Source organism: Paenibacillus sp. J22P218, assembly GCF_056269195.1.
Genome location: NZ_JBWDNL010000005.1, coordinates 173,805 through 194,520 on the forward strand (window position 1 = coordinate 173,805; position 20,716 = coordinate 194,520).

The 20,716-nt window shown below is 47.2% G+C and carries 14 protein-coding genes; 2 read left to right on the forward strand and 12 right to left on the reverse strand.

Annotated elements, in window-relative coordinates; genetic code table 11:
* Positions 1–10: 10 nt before the first annotated feature.
* From AC0YN0_RS21880 to AC0YN0_RS21905, 6 genes are all read right to left on the reverse strand, one after another.
* The gene (locus tag AC0YN0_RS21880; RefSeq protein ID WP_475823156.1) at positions 11–3,241 is read right to left on the reverse strand and encodes a glycoside hydrolase family 2 protein; all 3,231 of its coding nucleotides are present in this window, start codon (positions 3,239–3,241) and stop codon (positions 11–13) included.
* Between the two features lie 28 nt (positions 3,242–3,269).
* Entirely contained in the window at positions 3,270–4,115 is an 846-nt protein-coding gene (locus tag AC0YN0_RS21885) for a carbohydrate ABC transporter permease (RefSeq protein WP_475823157.1), read from the reverse strand.
* 13 nt (positions 4,116–4,128) lie between these two features.
* The gene (locus AC0YN0_RS21890; protein ID WP_475823158.1) at positions 4,129–5,031 is read right to left on the reverse strand and encodes a carbohydrate ABC transporter permease; all 903 of its coding nucleotides are present in this window, start codon (positions 5,029–5,031) and stop codon (positions 4,129–4,131) included.
* A gap of 67 nt (positions 5,032–5,098) precedes the next feature.
* Positions 5,099–6,439 carry an ABC transporter substrate-binding protein gene (locus tag AC0YN0_RS21895; protein WP_475823159.1) on the reverse strand — a complete coding sequence of 447 codons (1,341 nt, stop codon included), beginning with the start codon at positions 6,437–6,439 and terminating at the stop codon, positions 5,099–5,101.
* A gap of 155 nt (positions 6,440–6,594) precedes the next feature.
* Positions 6,595–8,157 carry a response regulator transcription factor gene (locus AC0YN0_RS21900; RefSeq protein WP_475823160.1) on the reverse strand — a complete coding sequence of 521 codons (1,563 nt, stop codon included), beginning with the start codon at positions 8,155–8,157 and terminating at the stop codon, positions 6,595–6,597.
* 5 nt (positions 8,158–8,162) lie between these two features.
* Positions 8,163–9,959, reverse strand: coding sequence for a cache domain-containing sensor histidine kinase (locus AC0YN0_RS21905; protein WP_475823161.1), 1,797 nt, complete (start codon positions 9,957–9,959; stop codon positions 8,163–8,165).
* Between the two features lie 280 nt (positions 9,960–10,239).
* Here AC0YN0_RS21905 and AC0YN0_RS21910 point away from each other — a divergent pair, with 280 nt between their 5' ends.
* Positions 10,240–10,536, forward strand: a complete 297-nt coding sequence (locus AC0YN0_RS21910) for a helix-turn-helix transcriptional regulator (RefSeq protein WP_475823475.1) — start codon at positions 10,240–10,242, stop codon at positions 10,534–10,536.
* Between the two features lie 78 nt (positions 10,537–10,614).
* Here the strand turns inward: AC0YN0_RS21910 and AC0YN0_RS21915 are convergent, their stop codons facing one another.
* A complete protein-coding gene (locus AC0YN0_RS21915; RefSeq protein ID WP_475823162.1) occupies positions 10,615–12,312 on the reverse strand; it encodes an alpha-L-rhamnosidase-related protein in 1,698 nt (565 codons plus the stop codon).
* 79 nt (positions 12,313–12,391) lie between these two features.
* Positions 12,392–13,915, reverse strand: coding sequence for a glycoside hydrolase family 31 protein (locus AC0YN0_RS21920; protein ID WP_475823163.1), 1,524 nt, complete (start codon positions 13,913–13,915; stop codon positions 12,392–12,394).
* 114 nt (positions 13,916–14,029) lie between these two features.
* Here AC0YN0_RS21920 and AC0YN0_RS21925 point away from each other — a divergent pair, with 114 nt between their 5' ends.
* On the forward strand, positions 14,030–14,899 hold the full coding sequence (locus tag AC0YN0_RS21925) for a helix-turn-helix transcriptional regulator (protein ID WP_475823164.1): 870 nt from the start codon (positions 14,030–14,032) through the stop codon (positions 14,897–14,899).
* A gap of 335 nt (positions 14,900–15,234) precedes the next feature.
* On the opposite strand, the gene AC0YN0_RS21930 is transcribed toward AC0YN0_RS21925, so the two are convergent.
* The 4 genes from AC0YN0_RS21930 to AC0YN0_RS21945 all read right to left on the reverse strand — a co-directional run bounded on the left by AC0YN0_RS21930 (position 15,235) and on the right by AC0YN0_RS21945 (position 20,702).
* Positions 15,235–15,459 (reverse strand): S-layer homology domain-containing protein, encoded by a 225-nt coding sequence (locus tag AC0YN0_RS21930; protein ID WP_475823165.1) that lies wholly within the window; start codon positions 15,457–15,459, stop codon positions 15,235–15,237.
* A 379-nt stretch (positions 15,460–15,838) separates the two neighbouring features.
* Positions 15,839–16,393: a hypothetical protein gene (locus AC0YN0_RS21935; RefSeq protein ID WP_475823166.1), complete on the reverse strand. Its 555-nt coding sequence runs from the start codon at positions 16,391–16,393 to the stop codon at positions 15,839–15,841.
* Positions 16,394–16,710: 317 nt separating this feature from the next.
* A complete protein-coding gene (locus AC0YN0_RS21940) occupies positions 16,711–18,264 on the reverse strand; it encodes an alpha-L-rhamnosidase-related protein (protein WP_475823167.1) in 1,554 nt (517 codons plus the stop codon).
* A gap of 17 nt (positions 18,265–18,281) precedes the next feature.
* Positions 18,282–20,702, reverse strand: coding sequence for a beta-glucosidase (locus AC0YN0_RS21945; protein WP_475823168.1), 2,421 nt, complete (start codon positions 20,700–20,702; stop codon positions 18,282–18,284).
* Between the last annotated feature and the right edge of the window lie 14 nt (positions 20,703–20,716).

A 20,716-nucleotide genomic window follows, 5' to 3' on the forward strand; every position in this document is an offset into this window, starting at 1 on the left:
CCAGTCATCCTCATTCCTGCCCTAGTCTCGTGTAAACCTTGCGAGTGAATCCGGTAGAGACGATAATAGGCGGTTTAGTATAGTTGCCCCAAGACAGTTCCGGATAATTGAACTCGCTATTAATCATGAATCGGGTATCTCCGATCTCGTCTCCGTCCAGCACGATAAAATGGTCAATGTTGACGTAGCTGTTGTTCGATTCAGGAGCCTTCTCACCGGTCACTTCGATGCGTATTCGATGTTCGCCCATAGGCAGACCCTCAATGGCGTATACCGCCTGTCGATACAGCTTTTGAACCCCGCGGGGGTGTTTGCCCGCGCGGCTGAGGCCCAAATCTACCGCCTCGTCCATCAGCACCCCATCGATATAAACTTTGGCTGTGCCGCAAAGAACGTCCCGGCTGGATACCCAGGCAATGCCCGTCCCCGTGAACGTATATTCGCAGAAATCTCCCGAGGCGGAGGAATATGTCTCCGTGCCTCCTAAACTGCGGTGCCGAGTGTCTTGTCTCATCCAATCCCCTTGGTATACGACGGCCGGATTCCGATCCGAAACGATATTGCGCGAATTGAAGCCCAACTCCATACGTACCGCATCGCTGCCATCGGACAAGGCGGTGAAACCTGCCCCGTCATTCTCCATAGAGGCTCGGATTATGGACGGTTTCGTGCTTGTGAAGTCGCGCGTGCCCCGGCGGCCAATTTCATATTTGCCGAACTGCGTCCAATCCTTCTCGTCCAGCTGCCAGTCCCAGTCCGGGCGGCTGTCTGCGATATTCGCGCCGTGAGGATTAAACTTGGTCGTCACTCCCTCCAGACGGGCAATATGCCAGTCCGGATACACGTTCCACAAGCCTTTTCTTTGCCAGCTCAAGGTGTCCAACGCCTTCGGTACCGCGAAGGAGACGCCGACCTCTTGATATCCGCCGCTATGAGAGGTGATGGAGCTGGTCAAGGCTAACTCCCGCGGACTTGGATACGGCATATCCGTAATCGTATAAGCGGTTTCCATCATCCCTTCCGCATCGATGCGGATCACGAAGCGAACCTTCACTTTCCCGTAACCGCCGTCGATCGTCAGCTTGGCACATCTATCTGCCAACCCGGCTTCCATCTTGTCCAACTGCCAAGGACCGAGCGCCAGCCCCACTAGATTCAAAGCCGGACCACCGATGAGTACTAACCTATTGCGGTCGTATCCTTCGGTTATCATTCCCGTCTGCGTCGAGAAGCTCAAGGAGAATCGCCTGCCGCTGATCCGCAAAACGTCTTCCGTGCGATCCATGTTCGGCTCGCCGCCGGTGAGGCGCGGCAACCGAGGCTCGGACGCATCCAGCGAATATGACGCTTCCTCCACCTGGAATCCGAAAGGATCGGTGAAAGTAAGCTCCAACTGTTCTCCGGCACGATAGCAGGCGGGAATGAATAGCAAGCCCTCGCCCCGCGGCGGAACGTTCGGCCCTTGGATCTCTCCGGAGGCATCTGACAGTTTCCATCCGACGCGGATCTCGCTAAGATTCGTATGATTGAACCAATTGCGGATAGCCAGCGCGATACCGTCCCCGTGAGCTCGAGGCTGATCCGGCAATCGAACGGGCGAGAACGCTTTGCGGGTATGCCAGTACTCCGGCTTCACACGACGCCAACCGTCTATGATCCCCCAGGACCAGGCTTGATCCTTCACCCTCGTATCGTCGATGCCTGCCCATATCGCACAGCCCAATGCACCCTTTGTCTCCCATAGACGATCCCAGAAGCGGTATATGGTTTCTCCCCAGAAATCCCGGACCCCGGGGTCGCGCTGCAACTCTGCGCGGTCATAGCAAGGGATATGAGTCGACTCGTCATGAAGCACCGGCAAGTTGGCCGGTTCTCGATAACTGCGCCGATGACAATCCGTCAAATCTGTCAATGTCCTGTCCCATCTGTCGTAATGCACGCTCCAAATGTCGGTCGGTTCGTCGTCTTCCATCTGGGTGAGCGGATAGCTGAAGATGGTCAGCCGGCCAGGATCCTCCTCGCGGGCATAGGCATTCATCATCGACAAGTTATCGCCCCAATAGCTCTCATTGGCCAGCGACCAGATGATCACGCTCGGGTGAGATCGATCCCTCTCGATCATTTCGGCGAACTGATCCATATAACGCGAGGTATAAGCCGGATCGCTCTCCGTATGCCAAACGCCATACCCTAGGAAAGACACCGCAATCTCGTCTTCGACATAGATGCCGTAGCGATCGCACAAATCGAGAAAGTCCGGGCGAGGAGGATAGTGGCTTGTGCGGATAAAGTTGATATTGGCCTTCTTGAACAGAAGGACGTCCTCTTCCACGAGTTCACGGGTAATCGAACGGCCCGTAACCGGATGTATATCGTGCCGATTGATTCCGCGGAGTTTGAGAAGATCGCCGTTGATAAAGACTTCGTTGCCTCGCCGCTCGATCTCGCGGAAGCCGATAGGTTTCGTCACCACTTCCTGACAGATTCCATCTATGATTACCGAAGCGGTGAGCGTGTAGAGGTTTGGATGTTCGCTGTCCCATTTCATTGGTCTCGAAATCGCATAGCGCCCCGCCAAGTCTCGCTCGGCCTCGCCGACGAGTGGATCCAAAGCCATTTCTTCCCCACTCGGAGAAATCAGCGCTAGCGCTATAGTCCCGCTTCCTCCAGCTAGCGTGGCAGAGACGCTCAAAGTAGCATCCACGTAGTCGGCGTCGAATGTAGTATCGGCATGCAGCCTCTCCAGATAAGTCTCGGGCAAGGCGTATAAGGTCACGTCCCGAATCAGGCCGCCCCGATGGAACGGATTGACTTCCTGCGGCTTGTCGGTCATACCGATTACTAGCTGATGTTCATTCCCGGCGGTGACAAAATCCGTAACTTCGCAATCCCAGCTGACAAAACCGCCATAATGGTCCCGGACGTACCTGCCATCCACGAACACGCGTGCGTAACAATTAGCGCCGTCGAACCTTAAGAAGATCCTGTGTCGTTGCCATTCCGCGGGAATACGCATAATTCGGGAGTAGGCATATTCACACTCGTTTGCCTTGATATCCGAAGGTACGACGGTATCTTGCCAGCTCGAATGGTCAGAGGCAAGAGCATAGTCATGTTCTTCAGGGTTCAGATTGAGCTTCCAATCGGGACCATTAAGGCTGATCTGGTTAACCATCAAACTGCCGGTTTGCTGCGGTAAAGGGTTCAAGCGAGGCCTGGGCCAAATACATGAATCGCTCATGAAGAAACCTCCTAGTGATGTAGGCTTGTTAGCCCTTAATACCGCTCGTGCTTATACCTTCCACGATGTAGCGTTGGAAAATAAAGAAAATGGCTACTGGAACGGCGAGCGACAAAGTGGACATGGCGAACATCGCACCCCAATCCGTTTGAGAGTTCGGGTCCGCGAATAAACGCAAGGCAACGCTCACAGTGTAAAGCTTAGGGGTTCCTAAATAGATAAGTGGCCCCATAAAGCTGTCCCATGACCAGTAAAATTGGAATATTCCAGCCGTTATCAACACTGGCACTATCAACGGAACAATAATTTTGTAGAAGATGGAGAACCGGTTGCAACCGTCCATCTTGGCAGCTTCATCTAGCTCGTAAGGTAAGGTCCGAATGAATTGCATGATAAGGAAGACAAAGAATGCACTCCCGAAAAATGACGGTACAATTAGTGGCAAGAATGTGTTCACCCAATCCAGATTATAGAAAAGAATATAATGCGGAATCCGGATAATCTCACCTGGCAGCAGTAGGGATAAGATAACGGTCGCAAACCAGAATTTCTTAAATTTGAACCGGATTCTAGCGAATCCATAGGCGATCATTGCACTGGATAACAAGGCTCCGATGACATCCAATATTGTAATGATGAACGTATTTTTGAAAAAAACTGCGAATGAAATACCGGCGAAACCACGCCATCCTCTCACGTAGTTATCAAAATGCCAGCCATCAGGAATCAAAGAACCGGCTTCGACAAAGACACGCGCGCTCTCCTTAAGCGAACTGGAAATCATCCAGAGCACCGGATAGAGCGTGATCAGCGCGGCGGGAATACAAATGGAATGAAACAGAATCGCTTTATAATGGTTACGCTTCAAGTTCATGGTTGTGTTCCTTTCAATCGTAATGAACCCAGGATGTAGAAGATCGGAAAATAAGCGCTGTTAATGCGGCAACGATAACGAGCAAAATGCAAGATAATGCTGCGGCGTACCCCATATCAAAGAACAGAAAACCCTTATTGTAAACGTACAATTGATAAAATAACGTAGTATCAAGAGGACCGCCATTCGTAATTACGAGACCTTGGGTAAAGGTCATAAACCCGCCGATCATCTGCATGACTAGATTAAAGAGGATAACCGGTGTCAGCAATGGCATGGTGATACGAACGAATTTTTGAAACGCTCCCGCCCCATCCACGACTGCTGCTTCATAATAGCTTGTGGGAATATTTTTCAATCCGGCCAGAAAGATCACCATAGCGCCGCCGAATTGCCATACCGCAAGGAGAATCAGCGTATACATCGCCGTATCGGGGTCTGCAATCCATGACGTGTTAACCACGACGCCAAATAGGCTTTCAATGACGGAGTTAATTGCTCCATCTCTTGAGAAAATTCGAGCCCACATGATTGCTACCGCTACGCTCCCGCCGATAATCGAAGGAATGTACAACAACGTACGATATGTCCCGATCATCTTGAATCCGCGATTCAGCAACATGGCAACCCCCAAGGCGACGATCAATCGCAACGGAACGGCAATGATGACGTATTTGAGTGTAACTTTCAAAGATTGATAAAATTTCGGGTCATGAAAAATAGCGGAAAAATTATCCAATCCGATGAACTTGGGCGACGAGAGAAGATCGTATTCCGTAAAAGCGAAATAGATCAAACTGACTACGGGAATGAGCGTCAATCCCAAGAATCCAATTATCCATGGCAATATGAAGCCATAACCGGCCAAGTTTTCATTGTCGCTAATTTTACGTCTCAGCAATTGCGTTTTTGTCATGTGTATTCCCCATCTTGATTACACCAGCCGGATCGTAGCTGACCCGGCTGATATATCGGAATGTATTTTATTTTTTGGCCGCCAACACGGCAGCTTCGTCTTTCAGTTTCTTGTAGGCATCCGCAGGTGTCATTTTTCCGTACAGAATCTGTTCATTCAAGCTTATAAGAAGTTCGTTAATTTCGGCAAAGTTGCTTGGCAGCTTAGGATCCGCAGGACTGCTATGCTCCGATACGTAATCCATGTACTTATAACTTTGTTGTTGAGCGGAAGACAACGACGATTGCAGATTTTCTCGCACCGCCGATGAAACCGGTACGCCTCGTTCGCCTTTCAGAATGTTGTTGACCTCTAAGTCGTTCACGAAGGCGTTGATGAACTTGACGGCTTCTTCTTTATTCTTCGAATCGGCGGAGATTGCGAAATGCAGTCCCGGTCTAACATCAAGTCCCTTCTCTTGATTCGGGCCCGGAGGCGGGATTAGCTTGAGCGGCCTGGCTGCCGCTTTCTCCAATTGCTCGAACTGACTGGAATACGTAAAGGCGATGCCCGCTGTTCCTTTAACGAGCTCGGAATCCTCGATCCCTTTAGATGTCAGAATCACATCGACCGGCGGAATCAATCCTTCATCCATCAATTTCAATTTCAGCGTGTAATAGTTAACGAATGTTGCCTCGTCAATGGCAAGGCCGGATTCATCGAATAAGTATTGACCATATTGTCTGGCATAATAGCTCAGCATGTTGTTGAGATCCATCAGGTCATTACCGCCGTATGCCCCCGTTACTTCTTTGATCTTCACAAGATCCTTCTCCAGATCCTCCCAAGTCGCATAGCCGTTCTCCGGAACGGTCAGACCGGCTTTCTCGTAGATGACCGGATCAACCGCCATGGCTTTCGCGTTAATACCGAGCGAAATCCCATACAATTTTCCATCCAGTCTTCCCGTGTCCACGACGCTCGGCGCAATATTATCCGTATTGATTAGGCCGCTTTCCACGTATTCATCCAACGGTGCTACAAGACCTTTTTGGAAATATTGATCATTGCCCACATACCACTGGAAAACATCAGGCATGTTATTTGCTGCCGCCAGCATTGTAAGCTTGTCATAATACGCATCGAATCCGGAAAATTCAGGCGAGAACGTCACATTCGAATTGTTCTTTGAATACAGTTCGAGAACTTTGTTAGTCGCATCATGTCTCGGTTGATTCCCCCACCAAGTCATTCTCAAGTTGACCGGATCAGCGCTTGCGGTAGCAATTGGCTCACTTGTGGATGAGGAAGCATCGCTTGCGGGTGGACTTGCGGAAGGACTGGTATTGTTGTCATTCTTTGAACATGCCGAGAAAACCACTGTGCTCAGCATGAGGGTTAATAGAATCAGAATACGGCTTTTCTTCATTGCGACGTAACCCCTTTCATAATTTCGCTGTCAGTCCGCCAATCACAGGCCTGTGAATGAGAGAGGATTAACCTCTATAATCATCCTAACATCCTCTCTTCATACGAAGAATGGAAATATCCGAGTTGGAAATTGAAAAAAACAGTCGAAATCAACTAGTTTCGACTGTCTTCTAGATTCTTTTTATACTCGGATGGCGCGAAGCCGGTGTATTTCTTAAATACCTTGCTGAAATATTGTGCGTCCTCCGAGAAACCTGTCATTCCGGCTATTTCGGAAATCTTGAGTTCAGTTCTACTCACGATCAAATGCTGGGCGAGCTCCATTCTTTTACTCAATACGTATTGCGAAAATCTTCCGCCGGTTTCCCTGGAAATCACCTTACCCAAATAATCTTCGTTCATATATAGAAGCTCGTTCGCAATCCATTTAAGAGAAAGATCCGGGTTGCCGATGTTCTTCTGCACAATCTCTTTGACCGACTGGATGAGAGAACTCTGCTTATCGATTGTTTTCTCGTAATTTTCTTTCGCGATTTCGCTTGCGAACGATTTCAAGAATCCGAATAACGAATGGCTGGAATCGAACTCCTGAAACTTGGACACGTTCTGAATTTGCTTGCTAAGAAGTTCTTCGCGGCTATTTCTGATCATGTTCAGAAATAACTCCAATCCATACGCCCTGATTTCGTTGATTTTTAACTTCTCGGATTCAAATCTAACGAATAGATCCTCCAAGAGCACTTCCAGATCCGAGACTCGACCGGATTGGACCGCCGATGCAATTCCTTCGAAGGCTAGCGGAATGTCTTGATGCCTTTCTCTTCTGTTACTATCGATATCATTGATCGTAATGATTCCGCCATCTTCTATATAGAAGCGATACTTCAAGCACTCCTGGGCTTCTTTGTACATCGAACGAATATTCGTAACCGCCCCTTCTTGGCTTACGGCCATGAAGAGATTTATTTTGTAATAATTCTCGTATACCTGTCTTGTCCGATTCAGGTATTCGGAAATATCCTGCAGGTCTATCGCCTTGGTCAGCAACAGTACGCAATTCTCGATTATGGTGCTCAGAAATATTTTGTCTTCCGTAATAATCTCATCTACGATATTTTTTAACGCGAACTTCTCGATGTAGTCGCAAGGTTTATCGAACATGATGAGAACAACCTTGAACATTTGTTTGGAGATGTCGAATAATTCCGCGAAGTAATCCAAATCACTTTTGCTATATACGCCCGTAACGGCAATATCCCTTAACAATTGTTCCTTCACGAACGGAAGCGTCTTATTCAGCTTGCTCTCCAAGCTCTGGATAAATTGCTCCTCTTTCTGTTTATGTTCCAGCTCCTCCTTAACGGCGCTAACGATTTCAATAATCTTATTCTCGTTGGTTGGTTTAAGCAAATAATGCCGGATGCCCAGCTCCATCGCTTGACTCGTATATTCATACTCGCCGTATCCAGATAGCACAACAAAGATTATGGAAGGATATATGGCTCGCACCTTGCGGATGAGTTGCAATCCATCCATGACCGGCATCTTAATATCCGTAATGACGATATCCGGTTGCTGCGCTTGGATTTGTTCGATTGCCTCAAAGGCGTTCTTTGCGGCACCTAATAACACCAACTGATGTCTCTCCCAATCGATCAAGTTGGAAATGCTGTCTCTGACGAGTTGTTCGTCATCCACGAGCAGTACTTTATACATGTCCATCAACTCCTAGTCGGAATAGTGATGCGAACTTTCATCCCTTTTCCCGGAATGCTTTCATAATCCAGGCCGCAAGGCTCGCCGAATAGAATCTTCAGTCGCTCATGAATATTTCTGAGTCCGATTCCCTTTCTTTTCGGTTCGACCTCATGCTTACGCATCTTATTCAGCATCTCCGTTTCAACCCCCGGCCCATTGTCAATGACCGTTAATACGATGAACCCGGACTCTACCGATTCCTCCTGCGCCAATACCGTGATATTGCACACGCCAAGCATATTTTCCATACCATGTCGGATTGCATTCTCTACGATGGGCTGCAACGTTAATTTTGGAATCCGGTAATCTTGGAAGCTTTCTTCAATCTCGACATTGAATTGCAACTGATCGGTAAAGCGAACCTTTTGAATATTGATATAGTGCTCAAGTATAAGGATTTCCTCACGAATCGAAATAACGGCTTCCATATTTCCTATGGATGAACGAAGCAATACGCTCAGCGACTCCACCATCATGGAAATCGACTCTTGGTTGTTCGCCCTTGCCAGCCAATTGATCGATCCTAACGTGTTGTACAGAAAATGCGGATTGATTTGCGCTTGCAACGCCGTATATTCGGTCTCCTTAATGACCAGCTGTTTGTTGTAGTTCTCTTCAATTAAGTCGTTTATTCTGCTGATCATAATATAAAACCGTTTTTGAAGGTATCCGAGCTCGTCTGACCGGGCATTGGACTTCCATTCCAAGTCCGCTATATCGAAGTCCCCTCTCTCTGCAATCGTCATTTGCTTCGTTAACTTCTCGATCGGCTTAGTGACGGATCTGGATAACCAGAACGCTCCGAAGATCGCGATAACGAATAAGACGATGAAGATCATGATGACGAGGTTACGTAACTGAATATTGTGCTTGAAGATCTGATCGTAAGGGAGAACGCTGACATACGTCCAGTCCAACCGGTCAGAGGTGACATAGGCCATAAAATAAGGTTTGCCCGCTATCTTCTTGATCGAATACCCTTGATTACCTGAAATCTGCATTTGTTGTTGATCCAGGTCTAGATCCAGATGTAAGCTATGCGCATACACAACCCGCTGCTTCGATAAAACGAAAAACTCCGTATTATCGTAGGGCAATGCTTTCAAATGCTGATTGAATAATTCGTTTGGATTAATTTGAAACAATAAGGTGCCAAGCGGCTCCAATATGGGATTGGTAATCGACATGATTTCTCTTGCGGCGATTAAATAAGGGCGCGTCTCAGTCGGTTCAAGCCAGATCAATCCACCCTTCTGCTCTAACGCTTGCTGAATGATCTCCTTTTTTTGAGCTTCATCAAGCGCTCGCAAATCGCGGCCTATCGTGATATCGTAGCCAGTTGGATCAACGAAACTTATCGATGAAATTTTCTTTTCCGTCGTGCTGTATAGCTCTATTTTATTCGTGAAATTCCGGAGTACTTTATACTTCTCGTAATTTCCTACGGTCGTTTTTATTTTCACCAGTTGTTCCTGATTGCTTCTATCGAATGCCATATCTAAAGATTGCTTCTCCACATTCTCTATATTGTTCTCGATATCAATCAACGATAGATTTAAGACTTGGGACAGTTGCTTGTATAGTTGCTCGTCATATGATTTGTAGGAATAATTCAGTGCTAGCAAACTGACGCTACAAACTAGACACATAAACAGGAGTAGAGCGAACATGAATTTATGTTTAAGCTTCAAGTCGTTATACTTCTGTATGATCTTTTGTATCCAATAAGTTGGTTTCCACTTGTTACCCCTTTGCTCCATCTAAACCAACCGCCCCACTTCTGTTTTGTAAGCGCTTAAAAAACGCAAAGCACGAAACATCGTACTCGTCTCTATCCATTAACGATGAAAATGAATAGATAGTCAATGGAAAATTCCGTTTGCTTTTCTGAACAAAACAGATTCTATATGGGTTTAACGACACCCTAGTGGTTACCGTATCTTACAGTTCTTTAATGTAGAAGTAAGTAACGAACGACTAATAAACTCTGGAACTGTAACAGAAGAAGCTAACAAGCCTATCCATGATGTTATTGCTTACATCCAACAGCATTATGTGGAGCCTTTGACGGTCTTGGAATTAGCCACTCGTTTTCATTTCTCGTCCGATTATTTAACAAGACAAATTAAGCAAATAATGGGCTTGACTCCATTTAGCCTAATTACTCAATATCGGATAAATAAAGCTAAACATCTGCTGGTGCATACGAATAACTCCATTCAGCAGATTGCTCTAGACATTGGATATCAAGATATCGCTGTATTCAGCAGAATGTTCAAGAAAATTACTGGCCTGTCACCTAGTAGATTCAGAAAAGTACATTGGGGTAATTTTTGATCTGGAATCTTTTTTTGACCAAAAAAATCACCTTAAAGCAACTGGTTAATTATCCCGTTACTTTAAGGTGAGCCTTATTCAGTCCTTTAAAACAGTAATCCCATTCGGCACTACAATCTCCGAGAGTATAGAACCATCTGTCTGCTTCATATGCTTCACTTTAATGATTCCATTCGGGGTCGGGAACGTTCCTTCCGCCCACTCCAGATCCCCAAGCTGCGGGGAGATACGAATCGTCCTACACCCGGGCTCCACCGGAAGAATGCCAAGCACATACTCGGATAACCAAGCAGTTGGACCCGATGCCCAACCATGGCATAAGCTATGACGGTAGCCTTGGTAGCAATAGCCTCCGTAAGTGCCATGGACATCGATTTTTCCTTCCGGAGTCAACTCGTCAATTCGCGCGGCGTTGTTCAACCAGTTGATATCAAAATCCTCCCAGAACGTCGTCGCTCCGAGCGAGAGCATCCCGCCCCAATAAGTGCGAATACTTTCCAGACTGCCTGCAATGTCGCCTGCTTCTCCACGGGCTTTGAGCATGTAGTAGCCATAGAAGGTGGAATATCCCTTAGGGGAGTCCGGCGCTATTGCCTCTTGATTCGTTTGCTTTGGATCGAGCATCCCCGCGAGAACGAGCAGGGAGGCGGCTTGTTTGCTTCCGTTACAATCCGGAGTAACCGTTCGCAGTCTGGCTTCTGTCCCTCGGCACAAGTCTGCCGTTTCTAAGTCGCTCATCCCTTCCATCAACCTAGCGCCCACATCCATGCACCATATAAACAAGGCATGGACGCCCGCTGACACTCCTTCGGGATTCGTAGATGAAGGCCAATCCAGAAACGGATTCGGGATGTCTGCAATTGCATCTTCGCTTACGTAATCCGCTAGTTGTCGAAGCAGCCCTGCCATGTAATCCTTCTGCTCAAGCAGATAATCGCGGTCTCCATTATGCATATACCAATCGTGATGCACTAGAAGCCACCAGATGGAGTAGGTGGGAAATGTCGTCATCCACCTCGGCAACGGGTTCGTATCCCGAATGAAATCCAGACTTCGCGGCACAACGTCATGATAGCCGAACACGGCCTGAACCGTTGAAGTTTCCGGATGCATGTCCCCCGTCCAAACCAGACGATCCCTCTTAATGCCGTCCCACAAATAGTCTTGCATATTGAGGTGCACGGTATAAGCTCCTGTCTCCCATATCCGATTCAACAATTCGTCATTGCAACGGAAGCTTCCCTTGTACTCAATGTCATGCATGACGGCCACGGCTCTGACGCTCAGCAATTGCACCTCATGTCCTTCATCCAGAAAGTCGATCCTTACGAATCGGAAGCCGGTGTTTCCGATCTCTTCGGCTCCCATGTAACTGAACTTGAACTCGCTATCTCTTATGGCATGGTTATTCGTTGCATTTCCTTCGCCGCCGATCTCGCTCATCGCTTCCATGGCCGATTCCCCGAACCGGATACGCAGATTGGCTCCGAGCTTCTCGGCGTTACTCCCCATTGCAAGACAAATTTGCACGGCTCCATGCAGCTCAATTCCAAAGTCGAGAAGTATTCCGGGAATAGAACCCGAATGACGCATCACGCATGTTTTCTGTACTGCCGAGTCATGAACGGATTGCCCGTCCCTACCCTCCAACAATATTTCAGGATATTCAATCTTTGAATGGGGATCGACCGATTGCCAGACGACTCGGGTCGGTCCTATATAGTACCTCGAACGCGGTTCCTTTTGTGTGTACATATTTTTCCAAGAAGGAATCATGATTGGCTCCTTTCAAATTATCCCTTAACAGCACCGGACAAAATTCCCGATATTTTATATATGCAATCAAAATGTTCGTTCAACACATCCTAAACCACGGAAGTCTGCTAAGCGGAACGTCAATATGCCGTACTGCCGGTCCTTCTACCACGCTGCCGTCGTCACCGAGCCAAGAGCCGGAGGGAAATACGACTTGGCGGGTTCTCTCTCCCTTCCGGAGGGCTGGCGCAACCATAAGCGAATGACCCAGCATATATTGATCCAAAATCGTTTCCAGCCCCTCATTAGGAAATTGATATGCCATATGTCTCAGTATGGGCTCCCCCGAGATGGCGGATTCATTGGCAAGATTCAGTATCTCCATTCCAAAGGAAGCGTGCAATTGTGCTGCCTCTATACAATACCTCAAGTGTTCGTCATCCAGGATCCTCCAAGGTGCCGCTGAAAACTGCATCATCGGGAAGAGCGCGGAGCACTGGGCGTAACGTACAAACAGCTCGGGATCTAACTTTGCGGAGGTAAAGCTCATAAATTCGCCTCCCCCGATCATGTCGGGACATGTGTAGGCGTAGCCAAGCAAGCCTTGCGCAAGTCCGTCAGGGATGAGGGCATCAAGCCCGTTCCCCTGCCATTCATGGTTTTTATCTTTCAGCCGCTGAACGAGAGGCTGCCCCGCAAGCTTCCAGCAAGCGCGATACTCGTTCAATCTGTACTTCAACCCTACTTTGGCCCATGCCTCGCATTGCCCGTTCCGGGTAGTCGGCACGAAGCTGTTATCATCATTCTCATAGAACTCGATATCGCCAGCATCCAGCTTAAAGCCATCGATTCCATACTCCGATTGCAAGTAATCGAGCTGATCTAGCATCCATTTCACCGCATCCGGATTGGTACAATCCAGAACAGCGCTATAACCGTTCCACCATTTGCGGATTGCCGTCAAACCTTCCCGGTCCTTAAGCAGAATACCCGTTGGTTCAAGTTGACGGAACATCCGGGAATCAGGGCTAATGAAGGGGCATACCCATAGCATCACTTGAAAACCCAAGACATGCAGCTCTTGCACCATGCCCTTCGGATCGGGGAAACGAAGAGCATCAAATCTCCATGTTCCGTAAGGTCCATGCCAATTGTCATCGATCATGATCACGCCCGGAGGCATTCCGTGAGCAATCACGCTTTGGGCATATTGGAGTACTTTCTCTTGCGTCGGCTCGTACAATAGCTCGATCCACAGATTGTACTGAGGAGCCGTGAATAGTAGCGGTTCGGGAATGTCAGGCACAGACGGGAAAAAGGTAGAAGATACATATCGATATACTCCTCTTAATGTTTCATATCCCTCACCGGAGATCAGTTCTCCGGCATTCCCCACAACCTTCAAATATCCGTCTTCGAATAGAAACGAAAATGGTTCTTCGCTCCAGACAAACCTGCCCTTGTTTGAGATTAGCAAGGGGCAAGCTTGATTTCCTTTGTCGGTGGAGGCCAAATCCACTTCGAACAGCTCGTTGCCGTAGGGCATGCTGCGCCCGTCCGCTGCGCGTCCTCCCCACCAATATTCGTCAGGCAGCAGGCTGATTACCTGTTCCTCATTTATCATGTTGTTCACTCCTTTTTCTATCACGATCTTAACGTTAGCGCTGGGGGATGACAATCACAATTTAGTGATATAAAATATAATAAAATTGACTTATCTGTTCGGGAGGAAATAATAATGATTACTTCTACTGCTTATGCATTTCGTAATGACGATAAGACAATATTGACACTCGACTCCATTGGCTGGCAGAACATTATCAGCCCCGGATACAGCTTTGCAGGCGACGAGCGCCCGGACTGCGGTCATGTGATCTTTCAATATACAATTGGCGGTCAGGGCTATTTGGAGTACGGGGAACGCTGCTATCCTCTGCCCAAGGGCACAGGTTTTCTCGTCAAAGTTCCTAGCATTCACCGTTACTACTACTCAATTGACCATGAACCGTGGGAAATCATATGGCTGAATATCCGCGGTGAAGAAGCCAACCGTATCTGGGATCTTGTACTAGAGCAAGAGGGCCCCGTCATCCGGCGAGAGACGCACTCTCCATTGATTCAAGGCTTCTGGGAGCTTCTACGCATCATAAGTGAGGAGAAGGTGACGGACAAATATGCGCTGTCCGCTCGCGTCTATGAGTGGATGCTTACGCTTGTCCGAACAAGCGGGGAACAGTGCAATGAAATTAGCGCTAACTCAATCTCTACGGTCGAGAAAGCAAAAAAATTCATGAAGGAACATTATGCTTCGCCGATCACACTCGATACGCTCTCCGAGCATTGTGGAATGAATAAATCGCACTTATGTCGGCTATTTCAGAAAGCCGGTCGAACTTCACCTCTTGTCTATCTGAGAGAACGCCGGGTGGAAGCAGCCATTGCCTTGCTCCGCACGACGGATATCCCCATTCAGGACATTGGCCAACGGTGCGGATTCGACAGTCCCAGCTATTTCGCCAAAGTTTTTCGCGAGTATATGTCCATGACGCCAAAAGAATATCGTATGAAGGAACTTGATTTTCCTTATGATGCCATTTATTACGAGTAAACAACTTTATACTTTTCTCTTGCATCCAGATTTTAGTTAAACAAGTACTATTAGTATACATCGGGTTGAATCCTTGATTGGTTAGAACTATTGAACCCATCGTAAACAAAAACGATCGATATATGGAGATCGACCGTCTTATGAACTTGACACTATTTAATTACGAAATTAAACCTGAACATGCCCCCGTTTGAACAACATCAGCAGCAGCTTTCTCAGGACGAATACTTCAAAAGGGTTTCACTAAAGAGTCTTCATCGTCGGTGCACCTACACCATTAGCTGCCCGCTTCTCAAAAAGCTCTCTCCGATTCGGAGTTATGCAAATTATTGATTTCAACTGATCGAACCTGTTTTCTTGTAAAACATGTTTAAGATCGGAGTCACTGCCTCCGCACGTGTCGCCTCTGACAAAGGAAAAAATCGGTTATTGCCTCGGCCTTGTAGCAAACCATGATCAAGTGCAGTCTTTACCGATGGCTGTGCCCATATCCGGATCAGTTTTGCATCCGCAACAAAACAGCCACCCTCTGACATCACACCGAGAGCGCTAACAAGCATGACAGTCAGCTTTCTTTCATAGACTCTCCTCCTAATTTTACAGAAATATCCTTTATCGAATATTTTATACTTTCACCTATATAATCATCTGTTTAAATTTAGAAAAGTTATATTATATAAAAAAGAAATGATCCATTACCGAGGAGGTATAAGATCACTTCTTTTAATCTTCTGCATGGATTGTAGTGATAAAGTTCTACTGACTGGCTTCTCTGCTTATCAATTCAGAGTAAAACGATACATGGCTTAGAAAGCCATTTCTGCACTTATACCCTCAATAACACCTTCGACGAAAACGGTGACGTCTCCCGTTAGTTTAAACAGGCGATTACTAGTATCGAATGCATGTATCGTTGGGTTGTTTTCACTTAACTCAATCTTATGGATTACTCCCTATCCCAACCACACCCGAGAAAATTCCTTCATCATCGTGCTTATATACAACGATGAAGGTGCCAGGTTTTGACTCCGGATCGAGTGTCGTAGCAAAATCATAGTATCCTTTCATCTGTAAAGCAAGAGCTTCACTCTCATACTGAACGACATCACGGCCCACATCAGCAGTATATTCCTTGACTATGACCGCATCACTCGGAATAATCGTGGAAACCTCATTTAATGCTTCCTTTGCAGTCCGCCGAGGTGAATCCGTAGTTTCAAACGACAAGGTTACGTTGTTAGCTGTATTTTTCTTCGTCACATCATCTTCAGCATACATTATGAGAATTGTATTATTTTGATATGAGCTGAACAAATCATCTTTTTCATTCTCACTTGTTCCAAGAACCTGCTCGATAGCCTCCTTGGTATCGCCAAGACCCCCTGCTTTGGTGATTAAAGGTTCAATTGCCGAGGCTTGTTCTTCTGTTGGCTCTGAGGTATATACATTTTCTTTATCCGACTTAGTCTCTTTCGCTACAGCAGTCTCAACCATTAATATTGTCGACACGCATTAGTCGTATTTGCTACCGAATGCTCCGTAGAATTCAGACAGTAGTTTCGGTACCGTACCGCTGAGCAAGGGGCGAATTATGTTCATTGCGTGGCTGCAGACTATTCGGGTTATAATCCCGCTATTGTCTACGATTTGTATGCGAAGAAATGGACAACGAGCGGGCTTCTATTTGTAGGTGTCCACGATTGAAAATCACCTTTTCTAACTAAAGAAGAAAACAGCGTCAGACTAGAGCTTTAACAAAGTCCAATCTGACGCTGATTAAACATGAGGTTCCGACATGTTTCAAAGAAACACTAAACCCAGTATTTACGGATAAAATAAGTTGGCGTACAGCTCCAAGCATGACAATAGCTATTAATGAGATTACTACCATACGGCGAAAGCTTTTTATCCGCCGGGTTATACAACTCCCAGAATGTATCTGCTCCGTCCTTCACCATCTCACCCCAATAAGAGTGGATAACTTCCCAAGCCTTCGTGTCTTGTCCGCATGAAAATAAGGCCTCAACATAATGATGCATCATGTACGGCGTATTCATGCCTATCGAAGGCGGATTCGCATGCAGACGGTCAAATAATTCCGAACTTTTTTCTATCGGAAGCACCTGTGCTAACGTCATCCACACCTGCGTTGCCCACGAAACTTGTTGATCGGCACCACTTACAAATACGCCGTGTTTCGAGTCCCACAGCTGCGACAACGCACCGTCCGTAGCAAATTTAATTTGTTCGGTGATCCACTCTTCTTCGTCTGGGCGACCTAGTATTTTAGTCAATCCGAGCCCTTGCTTTAATGCGTAAATTAATACCCCTTGCGCCGGTCCCTGCTTGTTCAGATCATCATGCCAATCGATAAAGCACCACCAAGACGGATCGTCAATAACGATGCCGCGCGAGTCCAGACGAGAGACACCCAATTTCAGTTGCTCGAATGCTGTTGGCCATAGCTTCAATCCTGTTTCAAGGTCTTGCGTTGCCATACAATAATCATAAAGGCAGGATACAAAAAATAGCGAGTAATCATATAACCGTGTATCATCGACATGAGGCTCCGGTTTCTCGAACACGCAGGCGCCCACTGAACCGTCAGATAGTTTCATCCCGCTGAACAAATATAGACAACGTTTAACTAAATCCCGGTCATGGAAGGTTAGGTAGTTGGCTTGCGCTTGAAGTCGCAGATCTCCTATCCATAATCTACGGTCGCGTTTTGGTCCATCCTCGTAAACGGTCTGCATACAATCCTGTAAGGTCTTAATAGCAATTCGGTCCATGACCTTCAAATCATCAGGCATGTGAGCAGGAAGTGGAGCAACCTGCTCTACGTCCGCCGATGTCACGGTTGTACATTGGATATCGGAAAAACGTACGCTATACTTCCTTGAGGCATCGAGAACTGTAACCTTTAAATATCGGAAGCAATATCTTCGAGGTAAATGTACGATTGCAGGAAGCACATCAATAAATAACGTTTCCTCTTGCAGCCAAGAGCTGCTGAGCCACCCATTATAGGTTTCGAACGATTCCCCAATCTCGCAAGGCATCTCTCCGAAGATCAGCTTTAATTTTAATGGAGCGTCTGGGGGACTACCTACCGATTCAACCCGAAAGGATACGTATCCGACGAGATGATCGCCGAAATCTAGAGTAATGCTTTCATTTTTTCCGAATGACCGATTCGATAGATGCTTATATTCATCGACCCTTTTCATCTGCCATCCTTGAAAAGCACAATCATCCGCTATCGCTTCCACGACCGCTACTGGCGCTACTTGACCTTCGAGCAGCTTAGGCTTCAGACGTTCAGCCTCTAACACAAATTCATTATTAACCTGTATCGCGGACACTTGGCTTCCCCCCTCTCTCATTTGTCATGTCCAGTCAGTTCCAGCCTTTGCTCCAAAGTAATATGAGTAGACGAATGACCAATTAATATAGAATACGTTCCGTTCGGAACTACCCAACGATTCGTAGTCGTACACCAAATTGAGAACGCGCGGCGTCCTACCTCGAATTCGACATCAACCGAATCACCTGCATTTAAGTAAACCTTCTTAAATGCTTTCAGTTGTTTCGGAGGTTCACCGCTTCCTTCAGGAAATCCCAAATAAAGCTGAGGGACACAGTATCCAGCCCGCTCTCCTGTATTTCTCGCTCGAAGCCTGACTGTCACGAAACCTTCACTTTTTTCTACTTCCAGGTTCTCATAAGCAAACGTCGTATACGATAATCCATGACCGAACGGGAATAACGGAGTAATCTTGTTGGCATCATACCAACGGTACCCTACCATCATCCCTTCCGAATAGACGGAGCTCAGACCTACACCGGGAAATTGCCCTACGGATGACGCTGGAACCTGATGCTCTGCAGCAGGGAATGTAACCGGAAGACGACCTGATGGATTGTGATCACCAAACAATACTTTGGCAATGGCGTTTCCGCCTTCTTGCCCCGGATACCATAGTTGCATTGCAGCCTTCACCCGGTCTACCCATGGCATAAGAACAGGCCCCCCCGTATTCAACACGACAATCGTATTTGGATTAGCAGCAGCCACTGCTTCGATAAGCCTATCTTGGGATCCTGGTAACGATAGGTTCGGCTTATCGTAGTTCTCCGTCATAAAATCATTCACAAACACGATAGCGATATCCGAATCAGAAGCCGCTTTTGCTGCTTCGCTAATGAGCTCTTGATCGGTGGACGGATACCACTGCAGAGAGATACACGGTAGCGCCGGAGGCGCACCTTCAGAACTAAAGTGCACCTCGATGTCTACAAGCTTCCCTTCATCGAGCTTTGCTACGCCAGATCCGTAGAAATTTTGCTGTTCCCAATTGTCGATGATGAGTTCTCCAGCTATATATAGACGGCTCGCACCCGATGAGGGGAGATAAAAAGTATGGAGTGCGGTCACGCCTGGCTTAATTCTTCCCTTCCACTTCGCGGATCGTGGCGGTGGGGGACCGAATTGCCATACGATATCTAGATTCGCAAAGTTTTCCGTTTGCTCGGGGGCGCCTGTAAGATCACTTGACGAATATATTTCCGCAACTAGGCCGTTTTCGAAAGCTTCGGCGGGAACAGTAAGATTCTCGTTCGGCGAGCCGTACATGAACTTCGGTCCGGCGGGGATTGGCGTAGTGCCTGGAACATACCTGATATTCCCACCCACAGCCATCTTCGAGATTCCGTCTATTGGACTTACAGTCGATCCCGATACCACGTGTGCGCTGCCTCCTCCTGACGCAATCATTTTGTCAGAAGCAGCTTGACCAATAACAACTATCTTTTGATTGTTGCTAAGAGGCAGTATAGAATCCTCGTTCTTTAACAGGACGATAGACTCCAGTGCTGATCGCAGGGATGCTTCAGGGTGCAGGGAAGTCGCCAAGTTTGGAACTACATCAAAGTGCCCGAAAGCGAACAACGTCCCTAAAATGCGGCCTACTGCCTCATTAATCTTATCGATAAGGACTTGACCGTTCTGCAACGCTTGCTTTAGAGGCTCGCCAAAGTACCGCTTAAAAGGCAAAGTAAGCTCATAATCTAGTCCCGCTTGCAAAGCCTCTACCGTACTTTGAGTAGCAAGAAAATCCGAGATGACAAATCCGTCAAAGCCCCAATTGTTTTTCAATATATTAGTAAGAAGCTCGCGATTCTCTGTACCGGCTGTCCCATTAATCTTGTTATAGGATGCCATCACGGTACCTGCCCTGCCTTCAACAACCGCCGCTTCGAAGGCAGGCAAATAAATTTCGCGAAGCGTACGTTCGTCGATTATACTGTTCTGCGAGAATCGATCCGTCTCTTGATTGTTTGCCGCATAGTGTTTCACGTTGGCAATAACCCCTTGCCGCTGGACACCTTGAACGAATTGAACACTCATAACACTAGTCAAATGAGGGTCTTCCCCACTCGCTTCGAATGTTCTTCCGTTAAGCGCCGATCTTGCGATATTAACCGTAGGGGCAAGCAAAATTGTAACTCCTCGATCCTTGCTTTCTTTTCCTAGTACCGTTCCATATTCGCGCGCTGTTTCGGGATTAAAGGTGGCGCTTAAAGCGATTGGCGCGGGCATTTGCGTACCCGGAGAGTTGGCACCTTCTCCGCTAGTTACGCCACTAGGGCCATCGCTTAATTTGATTACAGGAATCCCCAATTCCGGAGCTGGACTGCCTCCGTGCATCATCGCAAGCTTGTCATCTATTGACATTGCGCCAAGCAAGAGTGCTACTCTCTCTTCTACACTCTTCTGCTTCTCCAACCATGGTTTCTCCATCTTTCTATCTCCCC

Excerpts from the sequence above, each read along its gene's own strand:
- AC0YN0_RS21880 (WP_475823156.1), bottom strand. The coding sequence starts at position 3,241 with ATGAGCGATTCATGTATTTGGCCCAGGCCTCGCTTGAACCCTTTACCG.
- AC0YN0_RS21885 (WP_475823157.1), bottom strand. The coding sequence starts at position 4,115 with ATGAACTTGAAGCGTAACCATTATAAAGCGATTCTGTTTCATTCCATT.
- AC0YN0_RS21890 (WP_475823158.1), bottom strand. The coding sequence starts at position 5,031 with ATGACAAAAACGCAATTGCTGAGACGTAAAATTAGCGACAATGAAAAC.
- AC0YN0_RS21895 (WP_475823159.1), bottom strand. The coding sequence starts at position 6,439 with ATGAAGAAAAGCCGTATTCTGATTCTATTAACCCTCATGCTGAGCACA.
- AC0YN0_RS21900 (WP_475823160.1), bottom strand. The coding sequence starts at position 8,157 with ATGTATAAAGTACTGCTCGTGGATGACGAACAACTCGTCAGAGACAGC.
- AC0YN0_RS21905 (WP_475823161.1), bottom strand. The coding sequence starts at position 9,959 with ATGGAGCAAAGGGGTAACAAGTGGAAACCAACTTATTGGATACAAAAG.
- AC0YN0_RS21915 (WP_475823162.1), bottom strand. The coding sequence starts at position 12,312 with ATGATTCCTTCTTGGAAAAATATGTACACACAAAAGGAACCGCGTTCG.
- AC0YN0_RS21920 (WP_475823163.1), bottom strand. The coding sequence starts at position 13,915 with ATGATAAATGAGGAACAGGTAATCAGCCTGCTGCCTGACGAATATTGG.
- AC0YN0_RS21925 (WP_475823164.1), top strand. The coding sequence starts at position 14,030 with ATGATTACTTCTACTGCTTATGCATTTCGTAATGACGATAAGACAATA.
- AC0YN0_RS21930 (WP_475823165.1), bottom strand. The coding sequence starts at position 15,459 with ATGCTTGTTAGCGCTCTCGGTGTGATGTCAGAGGGTGGCTGTTTTGTT.
- AC0YN0_RS21935 (WP_475823166.1), bottom strand. The coding sequence starts at position 16,393 with ATGGTTGAGACTGCTGTAGCGAAAGAGACTAAGTCGGATAAAGAAAAT.
- AC0YN0_RS21945 (WP_475823168.1), bottom strand. The coding sequence starts at position 20,702 with ATGGAGAAACCATGGTTGGAGAAGCAGAAGAGTGTAGAAGAGAGAGTA.